Genomic DNA, 25,067 nt, shown 5'->3' on the forward strand with positions numbered 1-25,067 from the left:
GGTCAGATCAACAAAAACACGCACCAAAATTTTAATGATATGCTGAAAAAGATTGCGCTCCTCGGCCTTTTCGGCCTTCTAATAGCCGGCGCTCAGGTGGCTAAGGCCTGCGATGCCTGCGGCTGCGGGGTAGGCAGTTACCAGTTCGGGATTCTGCCGCAGCAAAGCAAGAATTTTGTAGGCATTCGGTACCAGCAGAAATCCGATAAAACCACGCCCATACATGCAGATCTGCAATCGGAAGAGTCTTTCCGGACCACCGAGATCTGGGGAAGGTTTTACCCGCTGAAAAAAGTGCAGGTGCTGGCTTTATTGCCCTATAATTTCAACGAGCAGAAAACGCTGGAAAAAACCACCCGCGTGCAAGGCCTGGGCGATGCGCTGGTACTGGTAAATTACAACCTGGTAAACAACACCGACAGCCTCTACCAGAAAGTGAAGCATAATTTATTTGTTGGCGGCGGCGTAAAACTCCCTACCGGTCATTACGAACGCAAGGTGGAGGATTCAGAACTCAATCCGAACCTGCAGCTTGGCTCCGGCAGTTTCGATTTTGTAGCCAATGCTATGTACACCGTGCGCTACGATAAAATAGGGTTGAACACCAACGCAACCTATAAATACAATACAGAAAATAAAAACGAATTCCTGTTCGGAAATAAATTCGGCGCCGGAACGGTATTGTTTGCAGTACTAAAAGTAAAGGAAACGGCCATTATGCCCAACGCAGGATTCAGTACCGAAATAACCGGGAAAGATTTTACGTACGGCGCAGAGCTGCTGGAAAGCGGCGGCTACGTAAACTTTGCCAGCGTAGGGTCCGAGTTCTATTTAACGAAACTTTCGGCAGGTTTGACGTTCCAGAAACCGGTATCTCAAAACCTGTCGGAAGGCTACGTGAAAACCGGCAACCGTTTGTTAACGCACCTTACTTTTATGTTCTAACCTCACCATAACCTTTACCTGATTCAGGGGAAGGAAATATAAAATTGAAAGCAGCCCCGGATATTTTCGGGGCTGCTTTTTTAATGGTACGTTTATTGGTAAAGACAAAAAACAGGTCCCATTTTAACACCCGACCCCGCATTAAATACTTCATTGCTACTTATAAATTTTACCACCAAGCGCTTAACTACCCCTATGAAAAAGCTTTTCTACTTATTTTTCCTTTTAGCCTTTACCAGCTGCACCATTAACGAAAGCGACACGCCCGGACCAATTGGACCTCCCGGACCGGCAGGTGCTCCCGGTCATACCAACGTAGTAAGTACCGAACCGATCCTGCTTCGAAACTGGACCTATAATACTCAATACCGCTGGTTTGCTGCCGATGTAAATGTGCCCGAACTAACGCCCGATATTGTGGATGCCGGCCTGGTAATGGTATACCAGCAAATAAACGGCGGGCAGCATCCGGTCTGGATCCCGTTGCCCGATACCTACGGCAATGTAACAACCAATTACGAATTTTATGACGGCGGCATTACCATTTACACCTTCAATGTTGACAATACCATACCGCTGGCGCCAGGCGAAAAAGTAATTCGCATAGTTGTAATTCCGCCGGGCTTAAAAAAGGCCAACCCGAATACCAACTGGCATAATTTCCAGGAAGCCAAAGCAGTATTGAAACTTGCCGATTAATTTCTGAAAAGTCCCTATAGCAGTAGACAGAGTCGTTTTTTTCTGTTTATTGCTGGTCCAGGTTTGAGGATAATGGAACTAAGTAAGCTTATTTCGCTCTGAATCCGTTCTTTCGAATTTGTAATCAATACATTAGCTCTTTCGGATTTATAATCCAAAAGCTGAGAGCTGCGGATCTGTGATCCGCTTTCCCGCAGCATCATTTGTCTGATGCAGAGCGGATTGCAAATCCGATGCTCAAAAGTTCCGGATTATAAATCCGGAACAGCAAGGGAACAGCAAGAAGTCAAAAAGAAAGCTTTCAGCAATTATCTACAACGGTATTCATTTTGCCTGAAAAAAGTAAAAGCAGCCCGAAATTTCCGGGCTGCTTTTTTATTTGCCCAAATCTCAAAAAATCTGCACCTTTAGCCGAAACAAAAACTACCGGAAACCCATGAGCACCCTGATAAAAAACGGCCGCATTGTAACGGCAGATTCCGATTTTACAGCCGATATTTTCATTGAAGGCGAAACGATATCCCAGATCGGCAAAAACCTGAACGTAAGCGCCGACGAAGTAATTGACGCTTCCGGCTTAATGGTTTTTCCCGGCGGCATCGATCCCCACGTGCATTTGAGCATGCCGTTCATGGGTACTTTTTCTTCCGACGATTATACCACCGGCACCCGCGCGGCTTTGTTTGGCGGCACCACCACCGTTATCGATTTTATCCTGCAAACCCAAGGAAAATCGCTGCGTCACGCCTTCGATGAATGGAGTGGCCGCGCCAATGGCAACGCGGTTGGCGATTATTCCTTCCACATGGCCGTTACCGATTTCAACGAAAACACGAAGCCGGAAATCAAGGAAATGGTAGAGGAGGGGATCACTAGTTTCAAAACCTTCATGGCTTACAAAGGTGCGTTAATGGTAGACGACCGCATGATGGTGGCTTTAATGGAAGAAGTGAAAAGGCAAGGCGGCATGGTTACCACCCACGCTACCAACGGCGACATGATCGATTACCTGGTTGCCAAAAACCTGAAAGCCGGCAACACCGCGCCGCTGTACCATTATTTATCGCAACCCGAAGTTACCGAAGCCGAAGCCAGCAACCGTTTCGCCGACATGGCCAATTATACCGGCGTACCCGCTTACATCGTGCATTTAACCTGCGAAGGCGCCCTGAACCACGTCCGCGACGCCGGCAAACGCAACCAGAAAGTAATGGCCGAAACCTGCATCCAGTACCTGACTTTAGATGCCAGTCTGTACGAAAAGAATTTTGAAGGCGCCAAATGGGTAATGAGTCCGCCGTTGCGCGAGAAAAAAGACCAAGCTGCGCTTTGGGCGGGCATTAATGCCGGTTTGCTGCAAGTGGTAGCTACCGACCATTGTCCGTTTTTCTGGGAGCAGAAGAAAATGGGCGAAAACGATTTCTCGAAAATCCCGAACGGTGCGCCGGGCATCGAGCACCGCGTAGAATTGCTGTTCTCGGAAGGCGTAAACAAAGGCAAAATTTCCCTGAACAAATTCGTGGAAGTCATGAGCACCAACGCCGCCAAGATCTTCGGCATGTTCCCGCAAAAAGGCTGCCTCGCCATCGGTTCCGACGCCGACATCCTGCTCTTCGACCCGAACGAAAAACACACCATTTCCGCCCAAACCCACCACATGAACTGCGACTATTCGGCCTTCGAAGGCTGGGAAGTTACCGGCAAAACCAAAACCGTATTTCTACGCGGTAAAAAAGTAATTTCCGAAAATGAAGTGCAGGTGGAGAAAGGGTATGGGAAGTTTCTGAAGCGGAAGCAGGTTAATGGGGTGATTTAGTGATGAATAAAGATTTTGGAAGTGGTGTTTTGGAAGAAGTTATTGAATTAAAGTTAAAGGTTTGGGAAAGGCTAATTTTAGGGACTTTGTCTTCCTTTTTCTTCTTTCCTTGTATTTATTTCCTGATAAAATTTATTCCTGAATTGTCGGAAATTTTTGCAGTAGGAGGAGTTAAATCTTTACTCATTCTGATTGTAGTTTTATTTTGTTTTTTGTTCGTGATCGATTTTATACTTTTTGTAAATCATTTCTTGTTTGAAGCATTTCGAACAGTTATTTTTTATAAAACATCAAAGATTTTAACTATTAGAAACTCTTGGAAGTATTCTGAAATTGATTTAAAAAATGACCAATATGATGCAATAAGGTATATTCCTCGGGCAGGCTCAAGATGGTTTCCTGGTGAGGGATATGGTAAAATTGTAATTATGAGAGGAAAAGAAAGGTTTTTCTTTTCTGAAACTATCTTAGAAGGTTCATCTTTATGGTTAACCCTTTTAAGTCTAAACTCAAAGGAAAATTTAAAGGAAGTAAAATGGCAGTTTAATTTTATCTGGTAACATACTCCAATTCTTCTTTGATTGTAGATTTTCTCACCAACAACAAAACCCATCGCTGCTAAAATGTGCTGCCAAACTAAACGATGAAAATAAAGCAACTCCATTACCTCTCCGGATTCGTAATCAGTATTTTTATCGCGCTGCATTTATTCAATCATATGGTCAGCATTTTCGGTGCAGAAAGTCACCTGGAAATGATGGAAACGCTGCGGGTTTTTTATCGCAACATTGTTGCAGAAACGCTTTTAATATGTGCGGTTATTGTACAAATTATTTCAGGATTCAACCTCTTCAGGACCAAGCGAAAAACGGCTACTACCGGATTTGAAAAACTTCAGATCTGGACCGGACTTTATTTAGCTGTTTTCTTCCTGATTCATTTGACTGCAGTTTTCAGCGGCCGGCATTTTCTGCACCTCGATACCAACTTTTATTTTGGAGTAGCCGGACTTAATTCGTTTCCTTATTCCCTGTTTTTCATACCCTATTACGGGCTTGCAATTCTTTCATTCTTTGGGCACGTTGCCTCCATTCATAGTCAAAAAATGAAAACAAGTATTTTTAACCTTAACCCATACGCACAGGCAAACGCAATTTTAGTATTCGGTTTTATTTTAACGATCGCAATCTTTTACGGATTAACCAATCAATTTAAAGGGGTAGTTATACCCAAAGAATATGAAGTGTTGATCGGGAAATAAAGGCAAAACCTTACACAAATCAGAAAGTATTCAGGCGGTTGTTGATGTTTTACAACTACCCATTTCAGCAAGAATTAAATAGGCTAATATGAGAATTCATACCACCAATTACCAAAACACTTTCATTCAGGTTGCTGACGATTGCCCGGTTACACAAGGCGATATTCCACCTGTAAAAGGAGATAAGAAATCGGTTGCCAATTTGCAGTTCGATCTGGTAAAGAATAATCCTTACAAGTATACTTCGGATGAGGTGTTTTTTCTGGTATATGCCGAACGCAATGATATTGTTGCGGAAGAATTCGAAGAAGCCAGACAGCAATTCTTTTCCAAAGGCCAACCTTGTTTCCGGGCCTCACCGCTGACAAAAAGATACGGCTGGGGCGTTCACAATGATGAAGCTGGCAGAATTGCAATTTATGGCCGTGAGACGGAAGATTATCAGAATTTCTCTGAGAATAAAGATCTGAAGATTGTCAAAGCAATGCGGACCAATAAATAACCTTTTCTGAAGATTAATGTGTGTGGCATTTCCTGCCGTTGCTGGTGTTTTTACAAACAACTAAGAACGTTGCTACTTAGAGTTGCTTTTCAAAACATCAACAACTGCAATTAGGAGGAAGTAACCAACCTACTTTTTAGCCGCTTTCTTCGCTTCCTTTTTCGCCTTCTTTTTCTTCTTCTTCGTCTCCGCTACATTTTTCAACTGCTGCACCACATCCACCGAACCCGTTTTTACAGCATGAATATCTACGCTTCCAACCACATCGCTCCGTGGTTCAATTACCATGTGGCTGGTCATGGTGTATGGGTATTCGGTTTTCCCTTCAATCATCTTAACGGTATTCTTCAGCGGTTTTTTCGTGTCGGCTTTGGCGGTTAATTGAATGGGCGTTACCGCGCGGGCTTTTATTAAATAGTCTTTGGCGATGTGCCCCTTCGAGATCATAAAATCTTTCAGCACCAGGTCGTAGTTCATTTGCCGGATGTAAAAATCAAATTCGTTCGGGTTGTCAATTTCCATGGTCATCACCATTGCCATGTTGTCCAGTCCGAAATCTTTGATCTGCATGTCTTTCACTTTCAAGCCAGGCAAAGCCGGAACCACCATATCCACTTTCTTGTCGATATCAAATGTATGTTTGCCCAGCAGCGGAATATCAGTGTAGGCTTTCATAATTACCCGCACCGGTTCGTTTTCTTTTACCTGCCGGCGCACCAGTTCGCGGGTCTTGTTGTGGTTCATGGTTACCGGAAGGGAAAGCGTCTGCACCTTGCCTTTCTTGGAACTTGTATCGAATCTTTTGTGCCCTTTGCATACCGTTTGGTCGAAGAGGCGCATTTCGTATTGCAGGCTATCTATAAAGATCGGGACCAGCCGTGAATGCACGTTCAGGTTTGCCAGCATGGTCGCGTTATCTTCGTCGATCTTCGCATCCGTAATTTTTAGGTTCTCAATTTTGGGCGTAACAGCGGCAAGCAACTTTTCCTTGGGTACCACCAGATAAGCCACCACGCCAATTAAGATCAGAATGCCGATCAACACGGCAACGAAAATCAGGAAACGCTTCATACCTTACGTTTTTAGGGAAAAACCATAGCCTTTTCCACCTTGACGGAACAGGAAGAAGGCAAAAGGTATACGCCCGTAAACGGCCTGTTACAAAGGAGAAACTACGGAAATAAGACTGGGGCATGAGCGGTATTCGTGAGAGGCCCGAAAGTAGGGGTGAGAGCCGTTTTTCCGGTTGGTTACTGAATGTTCATAGAATGAATGAAGCGTAAAGAAAGGGAACGTGTACGCCTTGCAATTCTTTGACCGGCAGAAAATGTTCGTTCACTCAATATTAACGCTTTTAAAAATATTAATTATCCAGATAAAGTTGGTTTCAAAACGGAAAATGCTATCTTTCAGAAAGTAAAACCTTAATTTTGTATTGAGTTCATCACTTACTTATTTTTCATAAATAAAATGGCACGAATTATTAAATCCGGACTCATCCAAATGAGTCTGCCAATGACGGAAGGGGAAGGCACAATTGCAGAGATCAAGGACGCCATGATCCGGAAACACATTCCATTTATTGAGGAAGCCGGCCAGCAGGGCGTGCAGATCCTTTGCTTACAGGAAATTTTCTCCACGCCTTATTTCTGCCCCGGCCAGGACACCAAATGGTACGAGTCCGCCGAAACCATTCCGGGACCTACCACTGACCTGATGGCCGAGTACGCCAAGAAATACGAAATGGTAATAGTTGTGCCGATCTACGAAAAGCACCAGGCCGGCGTATTTTATAATACCGCCGTGGTAATAGATGCCGATGGTACTATTGTTGGCAAATACCGCAAAAACCACATCCCGCAAGTGGCGCCGGGCTTCTACGAAAAATACTTCTTCAAGCCAGGCAATTTAGGTTACCCGGTTTTCGAAACCCGCTACGCGAAAGTGGGTGTGTACATTTGCTACGACCGTCACTTCCCGGAAGGCGCGCGCGCTTTAGGTCTGAACGGCGCCGAAATTGTTTACAATCCATCCGCTACAGTAGCCGGCTTGTCCCAATACCTCTGGAAACTGGAGCAGCCGGCGCATGCCGCCGCCAACGGTTATTTTATGGGTTGCATCAACCGCGTAGGCGAAGAACGCCCCTGGAACATTGGTAAATTCTACGGCACTTCTTATTTTGTAGATCCGCGCGGCCAAATCTTTGCCGAAGCTTCCGAAGACAACGACGAATTACTGGTAGCCGAGTTCGACCTCAACATGATTGACGAAGTGCGTTCTACCTGGCAGTTCTACCGCGACCGTCGTTCCGAAACCTACGCCGAGCTGACCGTTCTGTAAGGCTGAAAACGCTATAAAACCAGAAGCAAACGATTGAAATAAAAACTGTTCTTTCGTTTGCTTCTGTTTTTGGATCAGAATTTTCAGGATTCCGTGCGGACGTATTGGTGACTATTGCTGTTAATAAAAAACGGCTCTTCCGGACATCTGTGTCCGGAAGCAACCTGCCGGGGGATATCCATATCCCCGAATCCAACCACGCGAACAAGGATGTACGAAACAGAAGGAATTGTCAGGATTCCTGTAGGGACAGGTCGCGACCTGTCCGCACGCATATTGCGATAATATTTCCGTCGTTTCTCCTCCAGTCAGAAATGGCACAAAAAACCATCAGCAATTAACCAGTAAAAAGAATGGCTGAATACAAAACCCCGGTTACCGAACAGGATTTCGAGGCAAATTTTGCCCAGCTCAAACCGCTCATGAACGCTACTGAAGCATACATGGAAAGCGGCCGCTGCCTTTTTTGCTACGATGCGCCCTGCATAAATGCCTGCCCCACGAACATCGATATTCCGTTGTTCATCAAGCAGATAAATTCCGGCAATATTTCCGGCTCCGCCAAAACCATTTACGATGCCAATTACTTCGGAAATGCCTGCGGCAAAGTCTGCCCAACGGAAGTTTTGTGCGAAGGCGCCTGCGTATACAACCGTCAGGGCGTAAAACCGATCGACATTGGCCGGTTGCAGAATTATGCTACGAACTCCGTAATTTCTTCCGGAAAAGTACTTTACCCAACGGTACCGAAAAACGGTAAAAAAGTAGCCATCATTGGCGCTGGTCCGGCCGGCATCAGCTGTGCCTGCGAACTGAGCCAGTTAGGGTATGACGTTACCATTTTCGAAGCCAAAGAGCATCCTTCCGGCTTAACGGTTTACGGCGTAGCGCCTTACAAGATCACGAATGAAGAAGTGCTGGCCGAAATGGCGTATTTGCAAAAGCAGTTCAACTTCGCAGTGAAATACAATACCGCCATCGAAACTGAAGAAGATATTCTGCAACTGGAAAATGAATTCGAAGCTGTATTTATTGGCGTTGGTTTAGGCAAAACGGCTGTTTTAGGAATTCCGGGCGAAAAGCTGGAAAACTGTATTGGCGCCGTTGAGTTCATTGAAAACCTGCGCATGAACCACGCTGCGGTACAAGTGCCAGAGAAAGTTGTCGTGCTGGGCGGTGGCAATACCGCCATGGATGCTGCTTCCGAATCCGCCAGAATGGGTGCCGAAACTGTTACCCTGGCTTACCGCCGTGACCAGACTGAAATGGGCGCTTATGCCTTTGAATACGAACTAGCCAAACACGCCGGGGTAAAAGGATTATTCAACGTGCAGCCCTTGGAAATTCTGGGAACCGATAAAGTAGCCGGCGTAAAATTCATCCGCACCGAAACCCTGAACGGCAAGCTTACCACCATTCCGGGAAGCGAATTTATTTTGCCCTACGACCTGGTAATTAAAGCCACCGGCCAGGAAAAACGCAAAACCTTCCTGCAGCAGATCAAAGACTTGGAGCTCGCCCCGAACGGCCAGATTATAGTTGACGAAGCCACCTTCCAGACCACCAACCCGCGCTACTTCGCCGCCGGCGATGCCGTGAACGGAGGCAAGGAAGTAGTGAACGCCGCCAACGAAGGCAAACGCGCCGCCAAAGCAATGCACCAGTTCATCCTCGAAAGCATGGTAGCCGAAAATGCTATGGTTTCGAAGTAAAAAAGTGAAAAAAATTGCTGGTTCAAGTTTGAGCGAAGCGGTAACTTGGACCTACAAGTAACCTGAAGTTTGTAACTTCAGTGAGGCGACAGCCTCAGAGGGGCTGTTTCTACAAGGAGGAACTGGTCATTGCGCAGCTCTTTCGGATCTATTGATCCGGAAGCGAACTGTGGCGGGGCTATTGACCCGCGTTTGCCGATCAAATGCCCAAAAACGCGGATTAATAAATCCGCTACAGATGGTTTTCGGATAAAAAATATCCGAAAAAGCATTTAAACTTGAGAATGAAATTGCCCTACCCTCCAAAGGGTGACAACAATACTTCTCCCAGAGAGAAAAAATATTAATCATTAATCATTATCCATTAATCATTAACCCATGGCCGATCTTTCCATCAATTTCGCCGGTATAAAATCTCCGAACCCTTTCTGGCTGGCCTCCGCACCACCCACCAATACCGGTTACCAGGTCATGAAAGCCTTCGATGCCGGTTGGGGAGGCGCTGTCTGGAAAACCCTGGCAGTGCCGGTTATTAATACCGCCAGCCGCTACGGCAGCGTGAATTACAAGGATAAACGGATGATCGGCTTCAATAACATAGAGCTGATCTCGGACCGTCCGGTAGCCGACAACTTGCGCGAAATTGAGGAAGTAAAAAAACGCTTCCCGGAACACGCCATGATCGTATCGCTGATGTTCCAGACGAAGGAAGAATGGCACCAGATGGTTCGCGACGCTGAAAATGCCGGTGCCGACGGTCTGGAACTGAACTTCGGCTGTCCGCACGGCATGTGCGAGCGCGGCATGGGCTCGGCGGTAGGGCAGGAGCCAAAGGTGCTGCAAACCATTGTGGAGTGGGTAATGGAAGTGGCTAAAGTACCGGTTATCGTGAAGCTGACGCCGAACATCACGGACATCACCGTTCCGGCCAGAGCCGCGAAAGCAGGGGGGGCCAACGCTATTTCACTAATCAATACTATTCAGAGTTTGGTTGGGGTAGACATCGATAATTTTGTGCCTTACCCGATCGTAGACGGTAAAAGTACGAACGGCGGATATTGCGGTCCGGCAGTAAAACCGGTTGCCCTGAACATGGTTAAAAACTGCGCTCAGATTCCGGGTTACGATCTGCCGATCTCCGGCATCGGCGGCATAGAAACGTGGCGCGACGCGGTAGAATTTATGCTGCTGGGATCTTCTTCGGTGCAGGTTTGCACGGCGGTTATGCATTACGGTTTCGGCATTATTCGCGAGCTTACCGCCGGCCTGAACAATTACCTTGATGAAAAAGGCTTCAAGAGCGTGCAGGAAATTGTGGGGAAAGCCGTTCCGAACGTGCAGCCTTGGGAAAACCTGAACCTGAAGTACAACATCAAAGCCGAAATCCACGAAGAGAAATGCATCGAGTGTCAGCTTTGCTACACGGCTTGCGAAGACGGCGCCCACCAGGCCATCGGCTTGCGACCGGATTCCCGCATTCCGTACATCATCAAAGAGAATTGCGTCGGCTGTAATTTATGCTCGCTGGTTTGCCCTTCGGAAGGTTGCATTACCATGGAACGCGTAGACGACGGCACCGAATTCCTGAGCTGGAAGCAAATGGTAGCCGCCGGCGATAGCCCAACCGACTTCAACGATCCGCGGGCCGGTGGCATTAACCACCATTACAACGATCCGGACAGTGCTTTGGTGAAATCGAAGCCGCTTCATTATAAATCGAAGGAAACGGAAACGGTAGCGGAAGTTTAGAAGAAAGTATATTTGATAAAAGCTCCGGTTTCAGTAGCGCAGGGTTTAAACCCTGCGCTACTGAAACCGGAGCTTTTGCTTTAAGGCCTTTTTACTGGCATTTGTTTTTGCCGTATCAGTTTGGCTCACCCCCAATTTTCTAATGTTCAGTTCCACAATTACACGCTTAACTTCTTAAATCAGAAAAATTCAAACCGGAGTAAAGCACAACCTGATCCATAGCTGTTAAACCAAGAAAAAGATAACGCTATGGAAAAACAATTACGCATAAAATTACGGTTGCTACTGCTGGTGCTTAGTTTGGTCTCGTTTTCTGCCTGCGACAACGACGATGATGATAAACCGAACAACAACCCGGTAAATAAAACGCTGCAATTACGGGAAATGTCCGGCACGTTTGTTTCGCCGCTTGCTTTGATGGAAGCACCGGATGAAACCAACCGGTTATTTGTATTGGACCAAGTGGGCAAGATTTATGTAATCGATGCCGCAGGTACTATGATGACAGATCCTTTCCTGGACGTTTCCGCGAAAATGGTAACCCTGAATCCCCAATATGACGAACGCGGTTTGCTTGGCTTGGCCTTTCACCCGGATTACAAAACCAACGGCAAATTTTACGTGTATTACAGCGCCCCGTTAAAAGCCGGCGCACCGGCCAACTGGGACCATACCAGCATGATTTCCGAGTTCACCGTTTCTGCCGATGCGAATAAAGCCAATATGGGTTCGGAGCGGGTAGTTATGGAAATTAACAAACCTCAGGCCAACCACAACGGCGGTACCCTTGCTTTCGGGAAAGACGGTTACCTGTATATTTCCATTGGCGATGGCGGAGGAGCCAATGATGTTGGCGTTGGTCACCTTCCTGATTGGTACTTGATAAATGATGGCGGCAACGCCCAGAGAACGGATGTACTTCTAGGGAAGATCCTCCGGATAGATGTGAATAGCGGTACCCCTTATGGAATTCCTTCGGGAAATCCGCTGGTTGGTAAACCGGGTATGGATGAAATTTATGCCCTGGGCTTGCGCAATCCTTACCGTTTCTCTTTCGACAGAACCACCGGAGAACTCTTTGTGGGAGATGCCGGTCAGGACTTATACGAAGAAGTAAACAAGGTTACGCTTGGCGGGAATTACGGCTGGAACGTAAAGGAAGCCACCCACTGTTTCAGCACCGCCAATCCAAAACAGCCCTTAGCATCCTGCCCTTCCGTAGATCCGGACGGCCGGCAGTTGGTAGACCCCATTATTGAATTTGAGAATATAAAATCCTTTACCGGAGGGCTTGGCCTGGTGGTGGTTGGTGGCAATGTGTACCGGGGCAGTGCCATTCCAAGTCTGCAGGGTAAATATTTGTTCAGCAATTTTACCGCCAGCCAGACCGCACCGGCCGGCGATGTTTACGTGGCTACTTCCGGCGGCGCCACCTGGCCTTACGAAAAACTGAATTTTACGAATGCTCAGGCTCCCGGAATCGGGTATTTTGTAAAAGGCTTCGGCGAAGATAATAAAGGAGAGTTGTACGTATTGGCAAGCAAGCAATTAGGCCCCACCGGAACTACCGGGAAAGTTTTGAAAATTGTGGAAGAATAACCGTTTAGGCTGCTTGCGAAAGTTTTACCTGTGCTTCAGTTAAGGTAAGCTTTACCGATATTGAAATTACTCCAAAAAGACCGGATTTATTTAACTTCATTGCCGTCTGCTTTAGCTGACGGATACTGCGCAATGATACCCTCCTAATGTATTCCTGAGCAGAATCTTAAATAGTGCTCTACCAAGCCTTCTCTTTTCAGAGAAGGCTTTTTTATGGAAGTATTACAGGGCTTCAGGTTAAATGGATTGATGCTATGCCGCAAATAGTTAACGCGAAAGGGAATTTCAGAAAGAAACGACCCGACTGGCAATTCCGGCAAAAAAGCACTAAATTCACCTCATTAACGTTGGGGAATTACTATTACTTTTTTTATGAAGAAATTTTTGCTGGCCGGAGTGTTGATGTTGGGGGTAGAAACGCTAGCCTTTTCGCAAAAAAACCTGGTACCGAACGGTAGTTTTGAAAATACGGCCGCTACTCCCAAAAACGTAGCCCAGTTCTTTTTAGCCCAGCCTTGGTCATCCACCGCTCCCAGTCCGGAACCAGCCGATCTTTTTCATAAACAATCGCGATCCTTGGATGTGGCTGCTCCCCATAATTACATGGGCATGCAGGAACCGCGTACCGGCGAGGCCTATGCCGGTATTGCCGTGATCCGGAAAGGCAAAATCGATTACCGCGAATTCATGCAGGTTTACCTGAGCGAACCCTTACGTAAAGGTGAGCTTTACGATGCTGAGTTTTATGTAAGTTTATCCGATTTCAGCGAAATTGCTACCAACGGACTGAGTATGTATGTTAGTCACAAGGTGCCTTTACTGGCTCAGAATGGCTATCTGATGATCCGGCCCCAGATCTCAAAACCCGAATCGGAAATTATAGCCGAAAAACAGGACTGGGTGAAAGTGAGCGGCCAGTTCAAGGCCCAGGGCGGAGAAACGGTGCTAACCATCGGTAATTTTCTTTCCCCTTCCAAAACTCCGAAACAAAAAGTAAAATCGGCCCGCAAAGAAACTGACCGGGAAGCATTTGCCTATTACTATATTGACGATATTAAGCTTACCAGGGTAGGTGATAAACCGGAAGAACTGGTTGCGAAACGATCGACTTATTTCGGCGAAATTAGAGCCAAAGAACCCATCCGGCTGAGCAACATTTTCTTTCGTCCGGACGAAGCCGTACTGCTGCCGACTTCCTTTAATGAGCTGGATAAGTTGTATGAGTTCTTATCCGAAAACAAAGAAATGGCTATTCAGATAAACGGCCATACCGACATTACCAGCAATCCGGAATACAACCAAACGCTATCGGAAAACCGCGCAAAAGCCGTAAAAACCTACCTCATCCGGAAAGGCATAGACGAGCGCAAAATTAAAACCCAGGGCTACGGTGATACCAGGCCGGTGGCCACGAACGAAACCGAAGAAGGCAAACAACAGAACCGCCGGGTAGAGTTTGAGGTATTAAACTGATCTTTTTATTTCAGGCAGGGAAAACTATATCCAAATAGCACTATATACGTAGAGGAAACAATTTACAGCCGGAAAAATCCCGGCGCTGTTTTTCGTTTGCGTATGCCTAAAACCACGCTTCCCTTTTTTGCCAGGGTAACCATAACCTTACTGGGCCTGATCTTACTTACCGTTATTCTCTGGTATAGCCGCGAAATTCTGGTACCACTGGCATTTGCGGCCCTGCTGGCTACCTTACTGAACCCGGTGCTCAATGCCCTGGAACGGATGAAAATTCCCCGGCTTCTGGCAATTTCGCTTACGGTGTTGCTGGCAATTCTTATCGTGTTCGGACTGGCTTATTTTATTGCGGTTCAGTTCAGCCAGTTCAGCGAGGCGCTGCCGCAATTCAAAGCCAAGTTACTTTCCCTGGTGGCCGATTTTCAGGCCTGGCTCGAAAGCCGTTTCCGGATAAGCACGGCTAAACAGGTAGCTTACCTCCGGCAGGGTACCAGTAATTTGCTGCAAAACAGCGGGGCTTTACTCAGCACTACTTTCGGGCTGGTAACCGGGCTGGTAGTGCTTATTACCTTAATTCCGGTGTATGTTTTCCTGTTATTGCTTTACCGCAACCTGCTGGTTTATTTCATTCTCCAGGTTTTTTCCAACTACAATACCCATAAAGTAAGCACGATCCTGGATGAAATAAAGAAAGTGATCCAGAGTTACATTTTTGGCCTTTTAATAGAAGCCGCCATTGTAGCCGCCCTTAATAGTATTGCCTTGCTGTTGCTGGGGATCGATTATGCCATTTTACTGGGCGTGCTGGGTGCTGTGTTAAATATGATTCCTTACCTTGGCGGCCTGGTGGCCATTGCCCTGCCGGTTTTAATTGCCATGGCCACCAAAGAAAGCCTGTTCTACCCGCTGGCCGTTATCGGAGCGTACATGTTCATTCAGTTCATCGACAATAATATTCTGGTGCCCAAAGTGGTAGCTTCCAAGGTCCGGATAAACGCCCTTATTTCGATCCTGGCGGTATTGGTCGGGGGGGCGCTGTGGGGCATTGCCGGCATGTTCCTTTCTATACCCCTGGTAGCTATTCTGAAAATTATTTTCGACCGCATAGCCCCTTTAAAGCCCTGGGGCATGTTGCTGGGAGACGATATTCCGGATGCCGCGCTTTTGCACGCTTCTTCACAAACCGATTCGGGCATCATTATTTTAGATAAAGCTCCTGAGGAATAACCTTAAACATTCATAGCAGTATTAATCAACCCGTTTACCCGTAATAAATTTTTCAAAAATGAGTGAATTTGCTCATTACCTATTTCTAAGTCTTTCTCTGCTTACCATTGTAGCAACGGCAGTGCCGCTGGCTCCTTACGGTTTCTGGTGGATCAGGATCTTCGACTTTCCGCGATTACAGATCATTGCCCTCGGGATGGTCTGCCTTAGCGGGTACATCTATTTCAATGGCGAGCATTCTACTTTTCACCTGATGCTGGAAAGTACTTTGGTAGCTTGTATCCTTTACCAGTCCTGGCGCATTTTTCCTTACACGGTTTTTTCCCGGTACGTGGTGCTCAGGGCCGAAAAAAATGAAGAAGCGAACCAGATCAGCATTGTAGTTACGAACGTGCTCATGACCAACCGCAACTATGCCGCCTGCCTGAACATGCTCCGCAAAGCCGATCCGGACGTTATTCTGGCGGTAGAAACCGATGAGCAATGGCAGGCTAACCTGAAGGAACTGGAATCCGATTACCCGTACACAGTTTTCAAACCGCTGAATAATACGTACGGCATGCTGCTGTACTCCCGACTGAAACTTATCGATCCGAAGATCCTGTTTTTGCTGGAAGACGATGTGCCTTCGGTGCATACGGGTATTGAACTGAAGTCCGGGGTGCAGGTGGCTTTTCACGGCTTGCATCCCAAACCGCCGGCGCCTCAGGAAGCCAAAAGTTCCGTGCCCCGCGATGCGGAACTGATCCTGGTGGGGTTCGACATCAAAAAGAAACCCGGGCCTACCATTGTCGCCGGCGACCTCAACGATGTGGCCTGGTCGCATACGAGTAAATTATTCCGCCTCAACAGCGGCCTGCTCGACCCGCGGATCGGCCGCGGTTTGTATTCCACGTTCAATTCCAAATACCCGATCTTGCGCTGGCCCCTGGACCATGTTTTTCATACCCGCGATTTCCGGTTGGTTTCCCTCAAACGCCTGGAACACATCGACTCCGACCATTTCCCGATCTGCATAAAATTAAGCTACGAACCCGAAATCAAAAACGAACAGGAAAAGCCAACCGCTACCGTCGCGGAAAAAGAAGAAGCTATAGAAAAACTTGAAAAAGCCGACGAAATGAAACAAAACGGAGAGATCTGATTATTTCCACATAAACCATAAATTGTTGAGTACTACTGCTTGCTTTTGTATTATTGCAATAGCCGCTAGGCTAAAGGCAAAATCAAGTCATTCCGAGCAACGTCGAGTAAACTTATACATACAACTATGGCATTTGAGCATTCCTGAGACGGGAGTCGAAAGGACCCATTGTAGCTGCAATAAATGCCTTCCGTTCGGGTTCGGTATGCGAAAGTTCCCTCCACAAGGTCGGGATGACGCCATAAAGTAGCTTTGCCTGACGGCTATAGTGTTTTCACCAACAACCTATTCCACTCTGAGTTTACCTGACAAAAAACCGTTTTGGAGCATGTAAGGATTTTAAAATTTTATCATAAAGAAAAGGCCTGAACAGCATCCTGTTCAGGCCTTTTAAATGCTATACTTTTCAGCGCAAAAAGTACTTTATTCCTGTTGTTTCAGAATCCAGTTCACATTGTAAAGATCTTTCCGGCGGTCCATGATGTTCCGAACACTACCGCTCGTATTCAGGTCTTTCAGCAGGTCCAGATCCAGGTCAGCAATAAGGGTCATTTCGGTGTTCGGCGTAGCTTCGGCAACTACGGCATCGTGCGGGAACGCAAAATCGGAAGGAGAGAAAACCGCCGATTGCGAGTATTGAATATCCATGTTTTCGATGCGTGGAATATTGCCTACGCTGCCGGTTATTGCCACGTAACACTCATTTTCGATGGCCCGGGCCTGGGCGCATCTTCTAACCCGGAGGTAAGCGTTTTTGGTATCGGTCCAGTAAGGTACAAACAGGATCTTCATATCCATATCCGAAAGCAGGCGTGACAGCTCCGGGAACTCCACGTCGTAGCAGATCAGGATGCCGATCTTGCCAATGTCCGTATCGAACACCTTCAGTTTCTGGCCGCCGCGCATGCCCCAGTGCGCCAGTTCGTCCGGAGTAACGTGCAGTTTGTACTGCTTGTCGTACGTGCCGTCGCGGCGGCATAAATAACTTACGTTGTAAAGCTTGTTGTTGCTGTACTCCGGCATGCTGCCCGCAATAATGTTAATGTTGTAGCTCAGCGCCAGGTGGATCATCTGTTCGCGCACTTCGTCGGTATAATCGGCCAGCGCCCGGATGGCCGCCGAAGAAGTTTTTTCGTCAGACAGAGCCATGAGTGGGGCGTTGAAGAATTCCGGGAACATTACGATGTCGGCTTTGTAGGAACTTACCGTATCCACGAAAAACTCGATCTGCTGCATCATGTCTTCCAGCGAGGTAACGCTCCGCATCTGCCACTGCACGATCCCGATGCGAACCACCCGTTTGCTGCCGCCCACAATAACTTCCTGCTCTTCGTAGTACACGTTTATCCATTCCAGCAGGGTAGCGTAGGCCTTCGATTCTTTATCCTGAGGCAAATACCCTTTCAGGATCTTGCGCACGTGGAAATCGTTGGAAAGCTGAAAACTCAGGATTGGGTCGAAAATCTCTTTGTTGCGGACCTGCTCGATGTATTTACCCGGGGTAAGTTTGTCGGCGTGTTCGAGGTAACCCGGAATGCGGCCGCCGGCAATAATCCCGCGAAGGTTCAGGTTTTCGCAAATTTCCTTCCGGGCATCGTAGAGACGGCGGCCCAGGCGAAGGTTTCGGTACTCCGGGTGCACAAAAATATCCACGCCGTACAAGGTTTCCCCGTCCGGGTTATGAGTATCGAATTTCCCTTTACCGATGATCTGCTCGTAGGTATGTTTGTCGCCGTAATCGGAATATTTCACGATAATACTCAGCGCGCCGGCCACTACCCGGCCTTTGTCTTCGATGCAGATCTGGCCTTCAGGAAAATGCTTCAGCAGGGCCGAAAATTCTTTCTGGGTCCAGGAGCCGCCGAGGTTCGAATACACCATGTCCATAATTTCTTTAATGGCCTTGTAATCGGAAACGCGGAGGGTTCTTAATATAAGTTTGTGCTCGGAAACGTTGGGAGCACTCTTTTCATTTGTAGGCATAGGGTTTTAGTTTATCGCGAATTCCGGCTTAAAAGAAAGTTCCTGCCCCGGAAGCAGCGCTAATAAGTAAGGTAAACGCAAAACAAAGTAATAACGATGTTGAAACCGCTAAATTTTAAGGTAAAATTAAAGGAAAATTCGTCAGCATTTACCATGAGACGGTTGGCAAATTCCGGTTTAAGCAGGGGAGAAGACTAACGCTGCCTATTCCGTCCGTTCTAAAAAGAAAACCGTACACCATTAAAAGAAAAAACTGCTGAATTATCCTATAAGAAGTGCTTTTTGTCCGGCAAGGGAGCAAAGAAAGTCTGTTATCTTTGTAGCGTAATTCAGGATTAAATATGCAAACAATGGCTAATAAAGGCTCTAAATTATACAGCATCTTTGCAATGAAATGCCCCCGCTGCAACGAGGGCGACCTCTTTCCGCCGGGCACTTTTTACAGCCCTTCCCGATTCTCCGAAATGTATTCGGCCTGTCCTTGTTGCGGGCAAACCTATGAGCCGGAACCTGGCTTTTACTACGGGGCCATGTACGTGAGTTTTGCCATAAGCACAGCCATCTTTTTAGGGGTGCTTTTTGTGCTTTACTTTCTGGTAGATGAAATTACGTTTACCATGGTGCTTACTTCCATTCTGGTAATTGTAATCGGGTTACTGCCGGTAACGTTCCGCCTTTCCCGCTCCATGTGGCTCAATATTTTTGTGCATTACGAAGGACCCTGCAACCAGATCCGGAAAAAATAATCCGGCAGGGGTAAAGCAGCGCCGGTAACCGGAATTTCCAGTTGGCTTTTTAATATCTTTGGGCTTTCCAGCAGCGCCGGTTATGCCCGAAGATATTTTGCCCGTTTACCAGATCCAGGATTTTAATGCGCCTTCCGGGCCGGAACCTGATTTTTACGTGAAACGGTTCGAAGACCACTTGCGCGAACATTCCTTTATCCAGAAACCGCACAAACACGATTTTTACATTCTGATTGTGGTTTCGGAAGGCGCCGGAACGCACATAATTGATTTCCGGTCGTTTGAGGTAAAGGCTGGCAGCGTTTTTTTTCTGAGTCCGGGGCAGGTGCATTCCTGGCAGTTAAGTGAAGGAACACGTGGCTACGTGTTGTTTTTCAGCCAGGCCTTTTACCTTTTAGGGCATCCGCATAAAAAACTGAACCAGTTTCCTTTTTTCAACCCCTTGCTCCGGAAGCCTTTGGTCTTGCTACCGGAACCAGCCTTGCAGGAAGCAACCGGCCTGATCCGGCAAATTGAAAACGAATATCAGAACCAGGAATGGCGCAAGGAAGATATTATCCGGAACTACCTCGATATTCTACTCATAAAACTGGGCCGTTATTATAAAAGCAACCAGGAAAGTGACCTGACCCAGTCCGGTTCTTTTTACAACCTTCAGCAACTGGAAGAACTGATCGACCAGCATTTTAAAGCCCACGAACCGGTAAGTTTTTATGCCGAAAAGCTGCACGTATCGGTAAAGCATCTGAATGAACTCTGCAAGCAGGCCCTGGGCAAAACCACTTCCGAACTCATCCAGGACCGGCTCGTGCTGGAAGCGCAACGCCTCCTCATTCATTCCGGCCTGACCATTACCCAGATAGCAGCCGCGCTCGGCTTTTTCGACAATTCCTACTTTGCCCGTTTCTTTAAAAAGCACACCCGCCAAACCCCGGAACAATTCCGCCAAAGCGCCGCCTGAAACGGTATATTTTCATTAAAAAAAGCCTGCAGCCGGATTTTAACCAGGCAGCAGGCTTTTCGTTTACAGGCGCGAAATCATGGCAATTCTGCGTCTAATACCGGATTATTTTCAGCCTTCCTTTTTTTGAATATAGCGCAAGCGTCCGCTTGTGCTTGCCTGAATACCGGGTCTACTAAATGGCAAGCACAAGCGGACGCTTGCGCTATATGTGTAAATTAGTAATTACAATAAGCAATTACAGCTGAATTTCCGGAATATCGCCTTCCACGATCAGGGTTCCTTCGGTTGCTTTCTGAATGTCTTCCACGCTTACGCCCGGGGCGCGTTCCAGCAGTTTAAAGCCTTTGTCGGTTACCTCGATCACAGCCAGGTCGGTTACGATTTTCTTTACGCAAGCCAGACCGGTAATGGGCAACGTGCAGGCTTTTAAAAGTTTGCTCTGGCCGTCTTTGCTGGTATGCTGCATTGCCACGATGATGTTTTTGGCCGAAGCTACCAGGTCCATGGCGCCGCCCATGCCTTTCACCATTTTGCCCGGAATTTTCCAGTTGGCAATGTCACCTTTTTCCGAAACCTCCATAGCGCCCAGAATGGTAAGGTCCACGTGCTCCCCACGGATCATCCCAAAGCTGTCGGAGGAACTGAAAATAGAGGAACCCGGCAGGGTGGTGATGGTTTGTTTACCGGCGTTTATCATGTCGGCATCCACTTCGGCTTCGGTCGGGAAAGGTCCCATCCCCAGCAAACCGTTCTCCGACTGCAGCACCACTTCAATGCCTTGCGGAATGTAATTGGCCACCAGCGTCGGAATACCGATACCCAGGTTCACGTACATGCCGTTCTTTACTTCTTTTGCAATGCGCTTGGCAATGCCATGTTTATCAAGACTCATTACTTTCGTATTTGAAGATTTGAAAATTTGGAGATTTGAAAATGGATGATTTCAACCTCCGTTAATTTTTCATTTTTGAACTTATAATGATTTTGGAAACTATTTTCTTAATCGAAATTAATTTATGCTGAAGATTTTCCGGGTTGGGATAGGAAGGCGAATTCTGGCAAAGTAACAGCCAGTAATCAGTTTCCTCAATTTCCTTGGCCGCAATTTTAAATTTGTGAATGAAATCAGCTTTGCTTTCGGCGTTCTGTGCTTCCCGGACGTTAGCCCCGATGGAAGTACCACTTTTCAAAAGCTGATTTGCCAGTACATATTTTCTTTCTGAATCCAGTTTTTCTGCATATTGAATTATTGCAAGCGCAAATTCTAAAGTCAGTTTCAGGATCAGGTTTTCTGGAACGGCTTCCTTCATTTCCAAATTTTCAAATCTTCAAATTTCCAAATCAGGAAGGGCGCACCGTCCGCTGTTCAATCCGCTTCTCGTAGGCTTTGCCCTGGAAAATGCGCTGCACGAAAATGCCGGGGGTGTGGATCATATTCGGGTCCAGTTCGCCGGCCGGCACGAGTTCTTCTACTTCGGCAATGGTTATTTTGCCGGCGGTAGCCATCATCGGGTTGAAGTTGCGGGCGGTACCTTTGTAAATCAGGTTACCAGCCGTGTCACCTTTCCAGGCTTTTACGATGGCAAAATCCGCTTTCAGCCATTCCTCCATCAGATACATTTTGCCGTTAAATTCTCGGGCTTCTTTGCCTTCGCCAACTTCGGTACCGTAACCGGCAGGCGTGAAGAAAGCAGGAATACCGGCGCCACCCGCCCGGATGCGTTCAGCCAGGGTGCCTTGCGGGATCAGGTCTACTTCCAGTTCGCCGGAAAGCAGCTGCCGCTCGAATTCGGCGTTTTCGCCCACGTAGCTGGAGATCATTTTTTTAACCTGTTTCTTTTGCAGCAGCAGGCCAATGCCAAAATCGTCTACGCCGGCATTGTTCGAAATACAGGTCAGGTTCTTTACGCCCAGGCGAAGCAATTCCGTAATGGAATTTTCCGGAATACCGCACAGGCCAAAGCCGCCCAGCATCAGGGTCATGCCGTCCTGGATGCCGCGACAGGCTTCTTCGGCATCTTTTACTACTTTGTTGATCATAGTTCAGAAGGAAATCAGTTGTGGCAGCGAAGTTAAAGGTTTTTAGGTAATTGTACCCCCTGATTCGGGTTTGATTTTGCCGCGCGACGGATTAAGGTTTTTTGCCGGCTAAATGCTACCATTTTGAATAAGAAACCCGGTTTCGGACAGCTTTGGCCTAACCTTCGGGAGAAAACCTTCCGGAAGCTTACCTGTTCTACCTTCAAACGCAAAAGCTGATTTGAACGTGCTTGGAAATTACTTGAATGGGGAATAAGGTTGTCCGGCGTGTCCTGGAAATTGTGCTCTGGCTTACCGGTTTGCTGCTTTTAATAACCGTCACCGTCTTGCTGCTTTTGCAATTACAGCCGGTCCAGCAGCTGGCCGCCGAAAATGCAGCTGCCTACCTTTCCGGCAAGCTTCAGGCCGACGTGCGGGTAGGCCGTTTTACCACCGACTGGAAAAACAGCCTGGTTTTAAAAGACTTTTACCTGGAAGACCAACAGGGCGATACCCTAATTTATGCAGGGCGGCTCGGGTTAGACCTCGATATGTTTGGCTTGTTTTTCGGGAAAGTAAAAGTAAGGGACCTGAGAGTAGATAATGGTTTCCTCAATATCCGGTCCACCCTGCCCGATAGCGCGTATAATTTCGGGCACCTGACCAAAATGGTAGCCCACGGGCCCGAAAAACCCGTCGATACGGCCGCTACTTCCACGCTTGCGTTAAAATTCCTCACCCTTACAAATTTCCGGGTGCACGTTAGGGACGAGGTGATGGGAATTTACGGAAAGGCAAAACTCGGGACCCTGCATGTGCAGCTTGACCAGTTCGATCCTTCACGCAAAATTTACCGGACACGGCAGGTAAAGCTGGAGAATTCAGAGGTCGCATTTTTACAGACCAGGCTGCCGAAACCTGCTACCGATACCTCTGTTTTGCGCACCAGTTTCCGGGAAATCCATTTTCGGAACGTAAAAATGAATTACCGGAACAGCCCGGCGGCGCAACGCCTGAGCATGGCTTTTGGAAACCTGCAGATACTCGCTAACCAGATCGATCTGAAAAATGCCCGGATAGATCTTAAAAAATTGCGCCTGGAAAATTCTTCGGTCGCTTATTTTCACGACAAACGGATCCCCAAAACCGCCCTGGCCATAAACCCGGTCCGGACGGCTGCCCGATTGGATAGTCTGGTGCAGCAGGTACAACAAAAACCCATAAACTGGATCATTTCCCTGGAAAACCTCGACATTCGGAAAACCGGCTTCCATTATGGGAATTACAACACGCCTGTCTTACCCAAAGGAATCGATTTCAATCACCTGCAATTTTCCGGCATCAACCTGAAAGTTGATAGAGTTTACTATGGCCAGAAAGTGTTTTCGGCGGAGCTGAAACGGCTGCAATTGCTGGAAAAAAGCGGTTTTCGGGTCACCGGTTTCAAGGGCGATATTAAAATGGACAAAACCCGTTTGTTGCTCCGGGATTTCGACCTGCAGACAAGCAACAGCCGGCTTCGGGAAAGCTTTATCCTTCACTTTCCCCAGCATAAAACAAAAGCAGATTCTACCAAAACCATAGATCTTGTCCTTCGGAAATCTACGGTAGGCTACCAGGACCTTGTTTATTTTAAGCCGGAACTGGCAACCGCACGGGCGTTCCGGCAGTTTGGCAAAAAACCGTTTTCGGTAGCAGGGCAAATTCTGGGAAATACAGATCTGTTAACCCTTAAAGATCTGTCTCTAAAAGCCCGGTCCGGTTCCTCCGTTTCCTGCAGCGGCAATATCCGGAATGCAACAAACGAGCAAATAAGAAAGACGAATTTACAGATTAACCGGATGAAGGTTTCCCGGCAGGATGCCCTTGCTTTATTGCTACCCGATGCCTTTCCAAAGGGGTTTACGTTACCTGCGGGCATGGTGATTTCAGGGAAGATAAACAGCAGCGATGACCGGATCGGGTTGCAGCGTTTCCGGGTTTTGGGTTCGAATGGAATAACGTTTCTGGCCACCGGATCTGTTGAAAAAATTAGCAGCCGCCAGCAGCTCAATCTTAGCGCACTCAGCTTGGAAACCAGCCGCCAGGCTTTCCTGGAAATGCTGCCGCCGGGAAGTATTTCACCAGAAATTCAGCTACCCGACAATATGCTCTTCACGGGAAATTTTGCCGGCAGTTCGCTCGAGAATTTTCGCACCAACCAAAGCCTGGAAAGTACTTACGGGAAAGCAAAATTAGACCTGAAGACTTCGCCCAACCAACAATTCAGCGGTATTTTAGAACTGATTGATTTTAACCTGGGCAAATTTCTGAAGCAGGAAAAGAACCTGGGAAGCGCTACCGGCACCATGGAATTCCGGGGGAAAGGCCACAAGATCAAAACCATGGAGCTGCATTTTAAAGCCCGGGTTAAACGGATTGTTTACAAGCGGGGCGTTTACAGCAACATCCGCCTGGAAGGCGACCTGAACAAAAAGATCTATCAGATGAACGGCAACCTGGCCAACGCCGTGGTCCAGAACCTGGGCCACAAACTAAAAAAACTGAAGAAGATCCCGCAAAAACTTAATCCCGCCAAAATCAAACCCAAAGAAAAGTTAAAAAAACTAAACCCGCTGAACCTGTTCAAAAGGAAAAAGAAAAAGGAGGAGCAGGAGTAATTGCCTCGGTGCCTACGCAAAACCTCACAGGTTTCGGAAACCTGTGAGGTTTGGAAGCTTGCAGGTGTGTTGCTAAATAATTTAAGATAAACTTCTTATAAGGTGAATTGAATAAAATTCAAATTTTAATTAAACAGGCCTTCAGGAAATTTATACCACTTTCTGCTGTTTCTTACCGGCTTCGGAAAAACCGTATCAAAAATTGCACAAAAGTTTATCTTCCTTCCT

21 protein-coding genes are annotated in these 25,067 nt (G+C 47.2%); 16 read left to right on the plus strand and 5 right to left on the minus strand.

The window, feature by feature from the left end; genetic code table 11:
- Positions 1-39 precede the first annotated feature (39 nt).
- The 6 genes from F0P94_RS01765 (at position 40) to F0P94_RS01790 (ending at position 5,223) form a co-directional block, all read left to right on the plus strand.
- Positions 40-945: a hypothetical protein gene (locus F0P94_RS01765; protein ID WP_150901978.1), complete on the plus strand. Its 906-nt coding sequence runs from the start codon at positions 40-42 to the stop codon at positions 943-945.
- Between the two features lie 195 nt (positions 946-1,140).
- Positions 1,141-1,644: a hypothetical protein gene (locus tag F0P94_RS01770; RefSeq protein ID WP_150901979.1), complete on the plus strand. Its 504-nt coding sequence runs from the start codon at positions 1,141-1,143 to the stop codon at positions 1,642-1,644.
- A 436-nt stretch (positions 1,645-2,080) separates the two neighbouring features.
- Positions 2,081-3,460, plus strand: a complete 1,380-nt coding sequence (gene hydA / locus F0P94_RS01775) for a dihydropyrimidinase (RefSeq protein ID WP_150901980.1) — start codon at positions 2,081-2,083, stop codon at positions 3,458-3,460.
- A gap of 2 nt (positions 3,461-3,462) precedes the next feature.
- A complete protein-coding gene (locus tag F0P94_RS01780) occupies positions 3,463-4,020 on the plus strand; it encodes a hypothetical protein (RefSeq protein ID WP_150901981.1) in 558 nt (185 codons plus the stop codon).
- 83 nt (positions 4,021-4,103) lie between these two features.
- Positions 4,104-4,721, plus strand: a complete 618-nt coding sequence (locus tag F0P94_RS01785) for a hypothetical protein (protein WP_150901982.1) — start codon at positions 4,104-4,106, stop codon at positions 4,719-4,721.
- A gap of 88 nt (positions 4,722-4,809) precedes the next feature.
- On the plus strand, positions 4,810-5,223 hold the full coding sequence (locus F0P94_RS01790; RefSeq protein WP_150901983.1) for a DUF6157 family protein: 414 nt from the start codon (positions 4,810-4,812) through the stop codon (positions 5,221-5,223).
- Between the two features lie 129 nt (positions 5,224-5,352).
- Here the strand turns inward: F0P94_RS01790 and F0P94_RS01795 are convergent, their stop codons facing one another.
- Complete coding sequence (locus F0P94_RS01795) at positions 5,353-6,294, minus strand: LEA type 2 family protein (protein WP_150901984.1); 942 nt, start codon at positions 6,292-6,294, stop codon at positions 5,353-5,355.
- A gap of 399 nt (positions 6,295-6,693) precedes the next feature.
- On the opposite strand from F0P94_RS01795, the gene F0P94_RS01800 reads away from it, so the two are divergent.
- The 7 genes from F0P94_RS01800 (at position 6,694) to F0P94_RS01830 (ending at position 16,467) form a co-directional block, all read left to right on the plus strand.
- Positions 6,694-7,563, plus strand: a complete 870-nt coding sequence (locus F0P94_RS01800) for a nitrilase-related carbon-nitrogen hydrolase (protein WP_191906880.1) — start codon at positions 6,694-6,696, stop codon at positions 7,561-7,563.
- A gap of 353 nt (positions 7,564-7,916) precedes the next feature.
- The gene (locus F0P94_RS01805) at positions 7,917-9,275 is read left to right on the plus strand and encodes an NAD(P)-dependent oxidoreductase (RefSeq protein ID WP_150901985.1); all 1,359 of its coding nucleotides are present in this window, start codon (positions 7,917-7,919) and stop codon (positions 9,273-9,275) included.
- A 378-nt stretch (positions 9,276-9,653) separates the two neighbouring features.
- Entirely contained in the window at positions 9,654-11,024 is a 1,371-nt protein-coding gene (gene preA / locus F0P94_RS01810) for an NAD-dependent dihydropyrimidine dehydrogenase subunit PreA (protein WP_150901986.1), read from the plus strand.
- Between the two features lie 249 nt (positions 11,025-11,273).
- Positions 11,274-12,623 carry a PQQ-dependent sugar dehydrogenase gene (locus F0P94_RS01815; protein ID WP_225307092.1) on the plus strand — a complete coding sequence of 450 codons (1,350 nt, stop codon included), beginning with the start codon at positions 11,274-11,276 and terminating at the stop codon, positions 12,621-12,623.
- Between the two features lie 372 nt (positions 12,624-12,995).
- Positions 12,996-14,096 (plus strand): OmpA family protein, encoded by a 1,101-nt coding sequence (locus tag F0P94_RS01820; protein ID WP_150901987.1) that lies wholly within the window; start codon positions 12,996-12,998, stop codon positions 14,094-14,096.
- Between the two features lie 102 nt (positions 14,097-14,198).
- A complete protein-coding gene (locus tag F0P94_RS01825; protein ID WP_150901988.1) occupies positions 14,199-15,323 on the plus strand; it encodes an AI-2E family transporter in 1,125 nt (374 codons plus the stop codon).
- A 58-nt stretch (positions 15,324-15,381) separates the two neighbouring features.
- Complete coding sequence (locus tag F0P94_RS01830) at positions 15,382-16,467, plus strand: endonuclease/exonuclease/phosphatase family protein (protein WP_150901989.1); 1,086 nt, start codon at positions 15,382-15,384, stop codon at positions 16,465-16,467.
- 423 nt (positions 16,468-16,890) lie between these two features.
- Here F0P94_RS01830 and F0P94_RS01835 read toward each other — a convergent pair whose 3' ends face one another.
- A complete protein-coding gene (locus tag F0P94_RS01835) occupies positions 16,891-18,450 on the minus strand; it encodes a bifunctional GNAT family N-acetyltransferase/carbon-nitrogen hydrolase family protein (RefSeq protein WP_150901990.1) in 1,560 nt (519 codons plus the stop codon).
- Between the two features lie 389 nt (positions 18,451-18,839).
- Between F0P94_RS01835 and F0P94_RS01840 the strand changes: the two genes are divergently transcribed.
- Positions 18,840-19,196 (plus strand): DUF983 domain-containing protein, encoded by a 357-nt coding sequence (locus F0P94_RS01840; RefSeq protein ID WP_225307093.1) that lies wholly within the window; start codon positions 18,840-18,842, stop codon positions 19,194-19,196.
- Between the two features lie 82 nt (positions 19,197-19,278).
- Entirely contained in the window at positions 19,279-20,157 is an 879-nt protein-coding gene (locus F0P94_RS01845) for a helix-turn-helix domain-containing protein (protein ID WP_150901992.1), read from the plus strand.
- A 238-nt stretch (positions 20,158-20,395) separates the two neighbouring features.
- Here F0P94_RS01845 and F0P94_RS01850 read toward each other — a convergent pair whose 3' ends face one another.
- The 3 genes from F0P94_RS01850 to F0P94_RS01860 all read right to left on the minus strand — a co-directional run bounded on the left by F0P94_RS01850 (position 20,396) and on the right by F0P94_RS01860 (position 22,200).
- Complete coding sequence (locus F0P94_RS01850) at positions 20,396-21,052, minus strand: 3-oxoacid CoA-transferase subunit B (protein WP_150901993.1); 657 nt, start codon at positions 21,050-21,052, stop codon at positions 20,396-20,398.
- A 61-nt stretch (positions 21,053-21,113) separates the two neighbouring features.
- Positions 21,114-21,470: a four helix bundle protein gene (locus tag F0P94_RS01855; RefSeq protein WP_150901994.1), complete on the minus strand. Its 357-nt coding sequence runs from the start codon at positions 21,468-21,470 to the stop codon at positions 21,114-21,116.
- Between the two features lie 31 nt (positions 21,471-21,501).
- Complete coding sequence (locus F0P94_RS01860; RefSeq protein WP_150901995.1) at positions 21,502-22,200, minus strand: CoA transferase subunit A; 699 nt, start codon at positions 22,198-22,200, stop codon at positions 21,502-21,504.
- A 245-nt stretch (positions 22,201-22,445) separates the two neighbouring features.
- Here F0P94_RS01860 and F0P94_RS01865 point away from each other — a divergent pair, with 245 nt between their 5' ends.
- Positions 22,446-24,839, plus strand: a complete 2,394-nt coding sequence (locus F0P94_RS01865) for an AsmA family protein (RefSeq protein ID WP_150901996.1) — start codon at positions 22,446-22,448, stop codon at positions 24,837-24,839.
- The last annotated feature ends 228 nt before the right edge of the window (positions 24,840-25,067 follow it).

The sequence above is a fragment of the Adhaeribacter soli genome, assembly GCF_008727925.1.
Taxonomy (GTDB): domain Bacteria; phylum Bacteroidota; class Bacteroidia; order Cytophagales; family Hymenobacteraceae; genus Adhaeribacter_A; species Adhaeribacter_A soli.

Excerpts from the sequence above, each read along its gene's own strand:
- F0P94_RS01765 (WP_150901978.1), top strand. The coding sequence starts at position 40 with ATGCTGAAAAAGATTGCGCTCCTCGGCCTTTTCGGCCTTCTAATAGCC.
- F0P94_RS01770 (WP_150901979.1), top strand. The coding sequence starts at position 1,141 with ATGAAAAAGCTTTTCTACTTATTTTTCCTTTTAGCCTTTACCAGCTGC.
- hydA (WP_150901980.1), top strand. The coding sequence starts at position 2,081 with ATGAGCACCCTGATAAAAAACGGCCGCATTGTAACGGCAGATTCCGAT.
- F0P94_RS01780 (WP_150901981.1), top strand. The coding sequence starts at position 3,463 with ATGAATAAAGATTTTGGAAGTGGTGTTTTGGAAGAAGTTATTGAATTA.
- F0P94_RS01785 (WP_150901982.1), top strand. The coding sequence starts at position 4,104 with ATGAAAATAAAGCAACTCCATTACCTCTCCGGATTCGTAATCAGTATT.
- F0P94_RS01790 (WP_150901983.1), top strand. The coding sequence starts at position 4,810 with ATGAGAATTCATACCACCAATTACCAAAACACTTTCATTCAGGTTGCT.
- F0P94_RS01795 (WP_150901984.1), bottom strand. The coding sequence starts at position 6,294 with ATGAAGCGTTTCCTGATTTTCGTTGCCGTGTTGATCGGCATTCTGATC.
- F0P94_RS01800 (WP_191906880.1), top strand. The coding sequence starts at position 6,694 with ATGGCACGAATTATTAAATCCGGACTCATCCAAATGAGTCTGCCAATG.
- F0P94_RS01805 (WP_150901985.1), top strand. The coding sequence starts at position 7,917 with ATGGCTGAATACAAAACCCCGGTTACCGAACAGGATTTCGAGGCAAAT.
- preA (WP_150901986.1), top strand. The coding sequence starts at position 9,654 with ATGGCCGATCTTTCCATCAATTTCGCCGGTATAAAATCTCCGAACCCT.
- F0P94_RS01815 (WP_225307092.1), top strand. The coding sequence starts at position 11,274 with ATGGAAAAACAATTACGCATAAAATTACGGTTGCTACTGCTGGTGCTT.
- F0P94_RS01820 (WP_150901987.1), top strand. The coding sequence starts at position 12,996 with ATGAAGAAATTTTTGCTGGCCGGAGTGTTGATGTTGGGGGTAGAAACG.
- F0P94_RS01825 (WP_150901988.1), top strand. The coding sequence starts at position 14,199 with ATGCCTAAAACCACGCTTCCCTTTTTTGCCAGGGTAACCATAACCTTA.
- F0P94_RS01830 (WP_150901989.1), top strand. The coding sequence starts at position 15,382 with ATGAGTGAATTTGCTCATTACCTATTTCTAAGTCTTTCTCTGCTTACC.
- F0P94_RS01835 (WP_150901990.1), bottom strand. The coding sequence starts at position 18,450 with ATGCCTACAAATGAAAAGAGTGCTCCCAACGTTTCCGAGCACAAACTT.
- F0P94_RS01840 (WP_225307093.1), top strand. The coding sequence starts at position 18,840 with ATGAAATGCCCCCGCTGCAACGAGGGCGACCTCTTTCCGCCGGGCACT.
- F0P94_RS01845 (WP_150901992.1), top strand. The coding sequence starts at position 19,279 with ATGCCCGAAGATATTTTGCCCGTTTACCAGATCCAGGATTTTAATGCG.
- F0P94_RS01850 (WP_150901993.1), bottom strand. The coding sequence starts at position 21,052 with ATGAGTCTTGATAAACATGGCATTGCCAAGCGCATTGCAAAAGAAGTA.
- F0P94_RS01855 (WP_150901994.1), bottom strand. The coding sequence starts at position 21,470 with ATGAAGGAAGCCGTTCCAGAAAACCTGATCCTGAAACTGACTTTAGAA.
- F0P94_RS01860 (WP_150901995.1), bottom strand. The coding sequence starts at position 22,200 with ATGATCAACAAAGTAGTAAAAGATGCCGAAGAAGCCTGTCGCGGCATC.
- F0P94_RS01865 (WP_150901996.1), top strand. The coding sequence starts at position 22,446 with ATGGGGAATAAGGTTGTCCGGCGTGTCCTGGAAATTGTGCTCTGGCTT.